An 8,891-nucleotide genomic window follows, 5' to 3' on the forward strand; every position below is an offset into this window, starting at 1 on the left:
TTATATAATATTTTAAAATTTATATAGACTTTTAGCTATTAAAAATAATATTTATCAAGCATAAAAGTCAAATGCTATTATTATTTTTATTTACTAAATTTCAGTAATGAAGGGCAATAAACTGCTTTATGAAATTAGAAATTCATCTGTCTAATTAAAATTTCTATATCATTTACAATAAATCTTGAAATATATTTAAACTACTGATTTTATAAATTCTTTAATTTGATTAGAAGATTCAAAATTTTATATATTATTTGTTTTTATGTGTATGAATAAATTTGACCTTTATCTTCTAAAAGATGTCCACACCTAATCATAGACTTTATTTCGCTCTAGATCTTAAAGAGAGATCCTACAGTAGAATAGTTCAAAAATCATCCTACTTGCTTTTGATGCATTTAAACAACTATTCAAAATTATATCTTTAAAAAAATTTAACTACTCTATTATAGATCTATAATAGAGATCATAAAAAAACTGTTTTCTCTTGTCTTGTAATACACCAATTATTTATGTCTCAAATGCAGTATTTAACTATCAAAAAATTCTTCTCCTTATTAAAAACTTTATTTTTAGCTGTATTGAGGATAATTCTGAAAAATAGAATTTAGAACTATTTTGCGTTGATAGTTTTTTAATTTTTTTAAAATCTATATTTTTATAAATTTATACGGTGTCTAAATTTCAGAAACACTAGTATCAATTTAATCAAGATTTTATTGGTCAAAAATTTTAAAATTTCAGGAATTCTTCAAAAAACTACCTCCACACTATTAACTATTTTTATTTTAAAAAGGTAATATACTAATATTAATAAAATCATAAATCTCCTAGAATTTTTAATTCTACAATTCAAGAAAATTATAAAAAAATTAGATTCTTACATAATACACAACAACTAAAATTAAGATATAAAAAACAATATTAGGGTACTTTCAATAGCACGGAAGTAATTATATTTACCCGAGAATATAACTGAATACAATAATAATAAGATCTAAAAGAAAGCCAAGAACAACGGCGATAACAAACCAAGAATAAAAAAAGAAAGTCTTACCCAAAAAACTCTCTTTCCTAAAAGAAATTCTGGCATATTCTGAATTGTTAGCATTAATTGTACCCATCTCTAATAAACTTCCAGACTATAAAAACATAATAATCGTTAACAATAATTCTTCAGTACAAGTAAGCACAATCTACTTTAATTAAGGGGGCTAAGTGCCAACTACATTAAACTTCATATAAAGTAATTAAAAGGACAAGAGTAGCAGCGATGAATGATCTCTCATAAAGGGTTGTACACACTCAGTATCAGAGATTATTAACCAAAATGAAGGTACAAACTAACTGCTTGAGCAATTTAATTGCATAAAAGCATCATATTATTTGCTTTAGTTACAATCAATAACTATACAGTTTAAGAACCCCATTTAAGGGTATATATTATTCTGTATAGATATTCATCCGCTGATACTTCGTTATGCTAAAAAACAATATAAAAATTTATTTTTAAAATAGTTTAAACACTAACATTAAATAAATAATAAAGTAGTATACTTTTAGTAGTATCCGCTATCCTGTTAAAATAACAAGATTATTTAAAATGAGTCTTTTAAGAAAAGAAAAGTATCTTGGATTGTTTAATGTACCCTTGCTTGTAATCATTGTAATGCTAAGTACTTTATCGAGAGATTTTAGTTAAAATTGAGTATAATATTACCTCTTAGATTACAATTAAAATATTTATACGTCCGTCATTTTACTTATTATAAGATTTTTTAATGTTCTGCTAAATACTCTTTAGAGTTGAGTTGACGTAAGTATTTTTCGAGTTCATATAATACTCCGACTAAATACTCTAAACAAAATTCAAAAGCATGAACATTAATAATTCGATAAGCTCCTCCTTTAGATTGAAGGAGAATTTTTATTATTTTATTAATTAAAGCATAAATTTCTTCTTTAGGAAGTAAAGTAATTGTAGGTGTTTGTTGCGATGAGAGTGCACTTAAAAAATTAAATAAATCCAATATGAGGCGATATAGCTCAGAAAGCTCATTATTCTGAAAAAAAGTTAGGATTTTTTGTGCCGACTCTGCTAGAATAGTTTGGAGAAGCATATAAATGCTTCTTAATAATTTTCTTTCGAGCAAAAAAATAGCTTGGTAAATAAAGCGTTTCTTTTTTACTCGATGATCTTCATTTATTGCCTCTTGCAATAACGTGCTCTGTTTTAAAATCTCACTCATGACAGTATTTTCAATTTTTTCTTTCTCTGTTACAGAATCGAAGGTCAATTCTTTAGTAACAAAGAATTCAAAAAGTGCCTGAAATTGGTGTAAGGTATTGGTAATACTTACACGAAGAAGCTTTTTGGCGTGTCGAGGAAAAACAAAACGGCTAACAAGGATAGCAATCAAAATTCCAAGGAAAATTTCTAAGGTCCGGTCAACAGCTGTTTTTAACGTAGGCGCTTGAATATCCAATATCATGATCATCGTCGTAGCACCCAATAAACCAAATTGAGCTATATCTGTTGAGCTTGAAGCTAAATACGCAAAAACTCCTATCAATAGAATTAATATAAAATGAATAATATTAGAATGATTTCCTATAAAAAATAAAGCTATACCAGCTAAAAACGCCCCTATAATTGTTCCTAATAGTCGAAAATAAGATTTTCTTATTGCTCCACCAATACGAATATTGGTAGCCATAATTACAACGATGGTAATTAAAATCCATTGTGGCATTGCTAAATGGAATATTTCTCCAATACGTATACCGATCAAAGAAGCTAATGCGGTCTTAAAACTCCCAACGATACGATCTCCAGATAAATGTTTAATTGAATCAGCTAACTGCTTGAACAAAATATTCATAATAATAACTTAATTACTAAATTCATTATTGATTGCTACTGGTTACGGTTTGTTTTAAAAAAGGCTAATTTAAATAATAGAAAAGTAATTAAAATCAAAAAGCCTCTATTTATTCAAATAAATTTTTTTCACTCTTGAAAAGATAAATAAAAATTCTAAAAACACTAGGTTCAAAAGTATAAATTAGTATACTATTTTGCTGAGAGATACATATCGTAGATACCATAATTGCAAAAATACACAAGTACTAAAAAATTAAACAAAATAAAAAGATTTTTATAACGGATAATAAAAAAATTACCCCTATTTTATCATATAAAATAGTCAAATAAAACAGTCAAAAGAAATAAAAATAATGACAAAGTAATTTGATAACTCAAAACTAAAGTAGTATCTTCTTCTGACTTTAATTTTTTTGAGAAAGCTTGTAATGCCAGAACATTACAGGTGTAAGAAAAGAAATAAAAAAACCTCCATAAATTTCCGCAAGCAAGGATAAAAGTTAATAAAATTAGCCTGATAATCGCTAATGGTAAGACAAGGAAAAGGAAAAACGGTATTATTACTACACTCCTTAGCCTCTCTTTCATGAGAGGACAAACCAATTCCCATACATAAAGTTAAAGAAAAAAACGCTATCTGATCACGCAAATTGATTCATAACTAATACCACATATAAAGCTATTTATTTCTTATTCTCATCCTTCATGTATAACACTACAAGTACGATTTAATTAGATGGAAGTCTTTAAATATTCAAGTTCCACTTTATCTTTGCCACACAATTGACTAAGTTGACTCAAAAGTTTTTCACTAGGTTTAACCTTCCAGGTTTCACCCAATATTAATTCAGCTGATGCAGTTTCACCTTGATAAATAATGGTGATAGGACATTTCCCTTTCAGATTACTTTTAACCAAAAGAGGCAGTTTTATCAACAATTGATCAACTTCCTCTTTTGCTGTAATTCGAATTAATAGTCGTTTAGCCTGTTCTCGCATTTTATCCAAAGTACAAATAAGATTAGCTACGATTTTTAATCCACCCATAAAATCGTCTTTACCTACACTGCCACGAACAATCAAAATGGTATCTTTATTTAAATCCTCTGCTACCTGCTGATATAGCTCACTAAATACAGTGACTTCTATGACTCCGCTACAATCTTCAAGCGTAAGAATAGCCATTCGCTTGCCGCTGCGTGTTATTAGATTTCGTATTGCCAATACCATACCAGCAATCATTACTATCGTGTTTTTTTTGAAAGCAACTAACTGGTTAATGGGAACAGCCCCTATGGTTTTTATTTCCTTCTCACAAGTTTGTAAGGGATGACCAGTTACGTAGAGACCTAAAGTTTTCTTTTCCCCTCTCAACCGCTCATTATCATTCCATTCTAGGGTATCTTCATAATATTCCTCTTGTTTTGCATCTAACTCATTATCAAATAAATCATTTTGACCCAATTGAGTATTACGATTTTTTTGCTCAGCTGATTGAAGCGCTTTATCTAAGGATTTCATCAAAGATGAGCGCGGAACCCCAAAAACATCCATTGCACCCGACCTAATTAAAGGTTCTAATACACGCCGATTAACTTTTCGAAAATCTACTCGATGACACAAATCAAAAAGCCCTTTAAATTCGCCTGCTTCTTCGCGGCAAAGCACAATGTTCAAAACAGCAGATTCACCAACCCCCTTAATAGCCCCTAAACCGTATTCAATTTGGCCCTTGACGTTGACTGTAAAAAAATATTGTCCACGATTAATAGATGGCGGTAATAATTCTAACCCCATTTTACGACATTCATTAATAAAACCGACAACTTTATCGGTATTATTCATATCTGACGATAAAACTGCAGCCATAAATTCAGCCGGATAGAGAGCTTTTAACCAAGCTGTTTGATATGCAATCAGAGCATAAGCCGCTGAATGAGATTTATTAAATCCGTAACCTGAAAATTTCTCCATTAAATCAAAAATTTGATTCGCTAAATCAGCTTTTAATCCACGGGAGGTAGAACCCTTTATGAAAATTTTCCGTTGTTTAGCCATTTCTTCGGGTTTTTTCTTACCCATCGCATGACGTAAAATATCAGCAGCTCCCAAGGAGTAACCTGCCAACACTTGAGCAATTTGCATAACTTGCTCCTGATAAAGAATAACTCCGTAAGTCGATCGTAAAATAGACTCTATATCAGGATGAATATAATGAACAGTTTGCTTACCATGTTTACAAGCAATAAAAGTATCTACCATGCCCGATTTCAAAGGCCCCGGCCGAAATAAAGCTAATAATGCCATAATATCAGAAAAATTATCAGGTTGTAAACGACGAATTAACTCTTTCATACCTCGTGATTCCAGTTGAAATACAGCAGTAGTAGCACAACTATTTAAAAGTTTATAAGTCTTTTTATCGTCTAAGGGAATAGTACTAATATCCAATAAAGGTTTATTTTGGGTTTTGCGTTTAGCATTCACACTTTGCACTGCCCATTTGATGATAGTCAATGTGCGCAATCCAAGAAAATCAAATTTGACAAGACCGGCTGCTTCTATATCGTCTTTATCAAATTGAGTAACTACGTGACCATTATTAGGTTCTGAATAAAGAGGTACAAAATCTGTTAATTTAGTAGGTGCAATCACCACGCCTCCTGCATGTTTCCCGGCATTACGTGCAAGTCCTTCTAATTTCATCGCAAGATCAATAAGATTTTTAATTTCATCATCTTCTGCGTAATATTTTGCTAATATTTTCTCTTGATTCATAGCTTTATTTAATGTCATTCCCAGTTCAAAAGGAACGAGTTTTGCGATTTTATCGACATATCCATAGGGTAATCCAAGTACGCGCCCTACATCACGTAAAACTGCGCGTGCAGCCATAGTGCCATAAGTAATAATTTGTGCTACAGCATCATGACCATAACATTCTGCTACATAATCAATAACGCGATCTCGCCCTTCCATACAAAAATCAATATCGAAATCTGGCATAGAAATGCGTTCTAGATTTAAAAACCGCTCGAATAATAATTCATGTTTTAAAGGATCCAATTCCGTGATACCTAACGAATAAGCTACTAAAGATCCTGCTCCTGAACCACGACCAGGACCCACTGGAATATCATTTTTTTTAGCCCAAGCAACAAAATTAGCAACAATTAAAAAATAGCCTGCAAATCCCATTTTTGTAATAACATAAATTTCTCTTTCTAATCGTTCTTGATAAATGTTGTTGATCTTTGATTTACCTAGGCGTCCTTCTAAACCACGGTTTGCTTGTTCATGGAAAAAATCTTCTTCAGTTCGATTATCTGGAACAGGAAATTTAGGCAAAAAAACTTTACCTAAGGAAACTTGAACATTGCAGCGTTTAGCAATTTCCAAAGTATTTTCTAAAGCTTCAGGGATGTCAGAAAATAGTATTTTCATTTCTTCTGTACTTTTCAAATATTGTTGATTACTATAATCGTGAGGACGATTGGAATCATCTAATAGATATCCTTGATGGATACAAACCCGAGCTTCGTGTGCTTCAAAATCTTCTTGATGTAAAAAGCGAACATCATTAGTGGCTACTACGGGAATATTGTAAGCCAAAGCTAATTTTACAGCGGAATAGATATATTCCTCTTCTTGATCACGTTGGGTTCGCTGTAATTCCAAATAAAATCGATCTGGAAAATACTTTAACCATCGTGCTAAACGTTTTTCTGCTAAAAAATTTCGATTCTGCAACAATGCTTGCCCTACATCTCCTTGCCGTCCTCCTGACAAAATAATTAAACCTTCTGTTACTTCCATTAACCATTCCCATCGAATGAGGGCTTGCTCACATTGACGTCCTTCAAGATAAGCTCGAGATAACAATTGAATAAGATGACGAAAACCAATTTGGTTTTTACAAAGGACCGAAAAACGAAATAATTCTTTATCTTCGCCTAATATTAATTCGGCTCCAATAATCGGCTTTACCCCTTTGTTTAGTGCCTCACGATAAAATTTAATGAGCGCAAAAAGATTAACTTCATCGGTTAAAGCAACCGCTGGCATTTTTAAATCCACAATACGTTGTAAAAGTTGATCTACACGTATCACACTATCAACGATCGAATATTCGCTATGAACTTTTAGATGGATAAACGAACTCATCAATTAATACTCTATTTCTGAATTCACTCTAGATTAAAGTTTTTAAAAACCATTCATATCGAACTAAAATTAGATTTTAAGAATTTCTCTCATTGTTTGTTAATGAATTGGATGACAACGAATTAATTTTTGTTGATTTTGATGGCGATCTAGGGCCAATTCAATTAATCGATCTAATAATTCTGAATAGGATAAACCTGTCGCTTCCCACATTTTTGGATACATACTAATATTAGTAAATCCTGGAATTGTATTGATTTCATTTATCATGATCTGATTTTGGGGAGTCACAAAAAAATCTACTCGCGCCATTCCGGAACAACGAACAGTCTTAAAAGCATCAATAGCTGTCTGTTGGATTTTTTGAATAATTTCTTCTGGAAGACTAACACTAGTCGTAGTAGTCGCACCATTTGGATCAAGATATTTTGCCTCGTAAGAATAAAAATCATGGTTAGATATGATTTCAGCCGGTAAAGAAGCTTGTGGATTTTCATTTCCCAATACAGCACATTCGATTTCCCGTCCACAAATTCTAGGTTCAACAATAAGGCGATCATCATAACAAAAAATATTATCAGCTCTTTTTTTAAATTCTATTGCACTTTTAACAGGAAAAATAGCTACAGAAGAACCTAAGCTTACAGCTTTCATAAAAAGCTCCCTGGTTTTCCATTGATCAATCAGACGTTCATAAACTTGTTCTAGTCGATCAAAAGGCCACAAAGTGTACCAGTCAACTACGGGTACTTTCGCCGCTCGTAGTAAACTTTTAGTAATATCTTTTTCAATACAAATAGAAGAACTTTGAACATCAGCACCTACGTAAGGTAGATTCAAAAGTTCTAGTAGTCCCTGGAGAGCCCCGTCTTCACCTTGAGTTCCATGAATCATAGGGAAGACACAGTCCAGTTCATCAAGATGCTTTTCAGCATTAAGTACTCGCCAAGGTTTAATTTGTTCTCCCAACACAATAGTAATAGGGATAGCCTTTTCAGCAGAAACTAAATCCTGAGGTCTTCGAGTTAAAAAATTTTCTTTATCGTCAATAAAATACCATTTACCAGTTTGATCAATATATATCACTGAAACCTTATATTTATCAGAGCTCAATCCTACTACAATGTTTCGAGCCGACTGAATAGAAATTTCGTGCTCCGTGGAATTGCCCCCACACAGTACTGAAATAAATAATTTTTTTTTCATACAGCTTTTATTAAAACCCAAGAATTAACTATTTTAAAGATAATAGGGAATTGATCAACAATTTGCAAAACTAGATTTAATGTGGTTGATCACTGTTAAATTAAAATAACTTTATTATCATTAATAATTAATATAAATGATATAGATTTTATTAAAATTACTTCATAAACTGGTATAACAGTGAGAAATTACATACACAAACACAGTCACTATCTGAATCAAATTAAAAGCCTTAGAAAAAACATCACATAAGTTCGTGTATGCAATTGATCGTATTGCTAAAAAAATTGTTAATAACATTATTTAAAATTATTTAAAATTCCTACCCTAACTATAATGTAATCCTATGTGCTTTGAAGAAAATATCAAAGGCACTCTAACATAAATTATTTAAATAATTGATTCTGTAGATGTAGAACTAATAATTTTTTATTTTATATCGTTCGTTATTATTATAATATTTCTTTTATGCCACAAATAAAAAGAAAAATTACAAAAACGTTATTTATAACCCTCCTTTTTTATTTATAAACCATTAATTTATAACCCATTAATTTATTTAAATTAATAAGTCTGTTCTTCAAAAAAGATTTGAAGTACTTTAAATCAAAAAATATCAATCACATCTAAACCA

3 protein-coding genes are annotated in these 8,891 nt (G+C 31.0%); all 3 read right to left on the reverse strand.

Features of this window, described 5'->3' with window-relative positions; genetic code table 11:
• Positions 1-1,781: 1,781 nt before the first annotated feature.
• The gene (locus tag CLERM_RS02515; RefSeq protein ID WP_102157024.1) at positions 1,782-2,885 is read right to left on the reverse strand and encodes an FUSC family protein; all 1,104 of its coding nucleotides are present in this window, start codon (positions 2,883-2,885) and stop codon (positions 1,782-1,784) included.
• 734 nt (positions 2,886-3,619) lie between these two features.
• Positions 3,620-7,054 (reverse strand): DNA polymerase III subunit alpha, encoded by a 3,435-nt coding sequence (gene dnaE, locus CLERM_RS02520; RefSeq protein WP_102157025.1) that lies wholly within the window; start codon positions 7,052-7,054, stop codon positions 3,620-3,622.
• Positions 7,055-7,150: 96 nt separating this feature from the next.
• Positions 7,151-8,257 carry a D-alanine--D-alanine ligase family protein gene (locus CLERM_RS02525; RefSeq protein WP_102157026.1) on the reverse strand — a complete coding sequence of 369 codons (1,107 nt, stop codon included), beginning with the start codon at positions 8,255-8,257 and terminating at the stop codon, positions 7,151-7,153.
• Positions 8,258-8,891: the final 634 nt, after the last annotated feature.

It is taken from the genome of Coxiella-like endosymbiont (assembly GCF_002871095.1).
In the GTDB taxonomy this organism is placed as follows: Bacteria; Pseudomonadota; Gammaproteobacteria; order Coxiellales; family Coxiellaceae; genus Coxiella.